General features: G+C 65.7%; 3 protein-coding genes. 2 read left to right on the forward strand and 1 reads right to left on the reverse strand.

Translation table 11 applies throughout. The features are described from left to right. Positions 1–162 (reverse strand): BrnT family toxin (locus tag ING98_14640; protein MCA3103101.1); only part of this gene is annotated, 162 nt, incomplete at its 3' end. A gap of 365 nt (positions 163–527) precedes the next feature. Here ING98_14640 and ING98_14645 point away from each other — a divergent pair. Both ING98_14645 and ING98_14650 read left to right on the forward strand, forming a co-directional pair. Continuing rightward, positions 528–1,781, forward strand: coding sequence for an IS21 family transposase (locus ING98_14645; protein MCA3103102.1), 1,254 nt, complete (start codon positions 528–530; stop codon positions 1,779–1,781). Between the two features lie 53 nt (positions 1,782–1,834). Then, on the forward strand, positions 1,835–2,635 hold the full coding sequence (locus ING98_14650) for an ATP-binding protein (protein ID MCA3103103.1): 801 nt from the start codon (positions 1,835–1,837) through the stop codon (positions 2,633–2,635). The last annotated feature ends 37 nt before the right edge of the window (positions 2,636–2,672 follow it).

The following is a 2,672-nucleotide window of genomic DNA, read 5'->3' on the forward strand; positions in this document are numbered from 1 at the left end:
GAAGCAGTAGAACCGCTCCTCGGACTGGCTATGAGTGACATCTCTGGCGATTACACGATTCGGATCAGCAAAAGCGAACTGGGCGCGAACGAACGGAACACCGTGCTTCCGTTGGTTCTCGGCGTCCTTTTTCGGATCCCACTCGAAGCGCGTGCTCGCCATTCGGAAAGACTAGCACAAAGCCAGATTCCTCGCCATACGTGCGTATGGCTTTCCCTAACGTGTAGTTGAGCGGACGCCGCCAGGGGCGCCCCGCGAGACAGAGACTATCCGAGCGCTGGCTCGCGGGGCGCTGCTGGTGGCGTTCCGTTCCAACGTCGGGTTAGCTGTCAGTGGTCTTCCAATAATCCCCAGTTGTGGTCGTCGAATTCTCTTCACCCATCAACGCGAAGGAGCGAACGATGGACGTGGAAGTTCGGCTGGCTGTGGAGCCAGAAGCAGGTTGCGCTGCCCAGGGCCCGAGGGCCCTGGGCAGCGCGGCGCCCGCTACCGTGGCCGTGTTCAAGGCGGACACGGAGGCACCGGTGCTGGGCCAACAACAGTGGGAGGCAGTTCATGAGCGGCGATCTCGAGGCCAGGACATCTCGGCCATCGCGCGAGAGTTGGATCTGGACCGCAAGTCGGTTCGCAGGTGCCTGAATCAGGCTTCGTGGCAGCCGTACCGGCGCGCCAAGACTGTCAGCTTGCTGGATGCGCATCGGCAGTGGCTCACCGAGCGGGCGCCCGAGGTTGACTACTCGGCGCGAATCCTGTGGCAGGAACTGCGCAGTCATCGAGGGTTCACCGGCGGCTACGTGATCGTGCGCCGCGCGGTGGCGCCGCTGCGCATGGCAGCGTGCGTGGCCTCGTTGACGCAGCGGCGCTTCGAGACGGGGCCTGGCGAGCAGGCGCAATGCGACTGGGGCCAGATCACAGTGGCGCTGGGTGGTGAGCGCACCCAGATCCACGTCTTCGTGATGACGCTGGGCTACAGCCGGCGGGGTTTCGCGCTGGGCTTTCTGCGCGAGCGCATGCCCGAGTTGCTGGCCGCACATGAGGCGGCGTTCGCCCACTTCGGGGGGCGCTGCGAGTTCCTGCTCTACGACCGCATGCGCACCGTGGTACTGGGTACCCACGAGGGCCGAGCGCGCCTGAACCCGACGTTCGCGAACTTCGCCGCGCACTGGGGCTTCACGCCGCGGCTGTGCCAGCCTTACCGTGCCCAGACCAAGGGCAAGGTCGAGTCCGGGGTGAAGTACGTCAAGCGCAACTTCGTGCCCGGCCGGGTGTTTCGCGACCTGGAGGACTTCAACGAGCAGTTGGCCGCCTGGCAGATCGAGATCGCAGACGTTCGCACGCACGGCACGACGCATCAGCGGCCCATTGAGCGCTTCGTCGAGGAGGCGCGCGCCATGGCACCCACCGCCGGTCATCCGAGCTTCCTGCAGGCGATGGTGCGCGAGCGCGTAGTCGCCACCGACTGGCTGGTGTCCGTCGATGGCAACCGCTACTCGGTGCCCTTCGGGCTGATCGGCAAGGCTGTGCAGGTGGTGCGCGAGGGCGGCTCGTGGGTCATCCGGCACCGCGGCGGAGTGGTGGCCGAGCATGCGGTGCTGGCCGGACGCGGGCAGTTGAGCGTGCGTCCTGAGCACGGCCCCGGAGCGGCCGCGCGCAACGCCCGACAGCGCTTCTCTGCACCTCGGACATCGGCGCCGACCGATCCGTTGCGCGAAGTCGAGGTGCGCGACCTCGCCGTCTACGAGCGCCTGTTCGGCACCGAACTCGTGGAGGCTCTGGCATGAGCAAGCTCGCGACCAAGCCGGCGACCTCGGCCGCCACCGCCTCGGCGGCGACCATGACCACGCCCGCGCAACTGGAGCGCCTGGGTGAACATCTGCGCAAGCTTCGGCTGCTCAAGAGCGGCGAGCGACTCGAAGCGCTGTTGCAGCAGGCCGCGGCTAACGATCTGCCGTACGCCGAGTTCCTCGAACAAGTCCTCAGCGAGGAGGTTGCCGCCAAGACCAGCAAGAACATCGCCATGCGCACCGCGATGGCCCGCCTGCCGTTCGTCAAGCCGCTGGAGACCTTCGACTTCGATTACCAGCCGTCCATCGATCGCAAGCAAGTGCAGGCGCTGTCCAGTTGCCACTTCATCGAACACGGCGACAACGTCATCGTGCTCGGCCCTCCCGGCGTCGGCAAGACCCACCTGGCGGTGAGTCTGGGCCTGAAAGCCATCGAGGCCGGCTACCGGGTGCTGTTCACCACGGCCGCCAGCCTGATCGAGAAGCTGACCAAGGCGCACGCCGAGGGGCGCCTGGAAGACAAGCTCAAGCTCTACACCGCGCCGCGGCTGCTGATCATCGACGAGATCGGCTACCTGCCCATCGACCGCGTGGGCGCGAACCTGTTCTTCCAGCTCATCAGCCGGCGCTACGAGCGCGGGCCGATGATCCTCACCAGCAATCAGAGTTTCGGCGCCTGGGGGGAGGTTTTCGGTGACCGCGTCATCGCCACCGCAATCCTCGATCGCCTGCTCCACCACGCTGTCACCATGAACATCCGCGGCAACTCGTACCGCCTCAAGGACAAGCTCAAGGCCGGGCTGGTCCGCTCACATGACGACAATGCATCTCAACCGGGTGGGGATATTTGAACGACCATGACTGGGGAGAATTCGGCGACCCTTGACA

Source organism: Rhodocyclaceae bacterium, assembly GCA_020248265.1.
Lineage (GTDB): Bacteria > Pseudomonadota > Gammaproteobacteria > Burkholderiales > CAIKXV01 > CAIKXV01.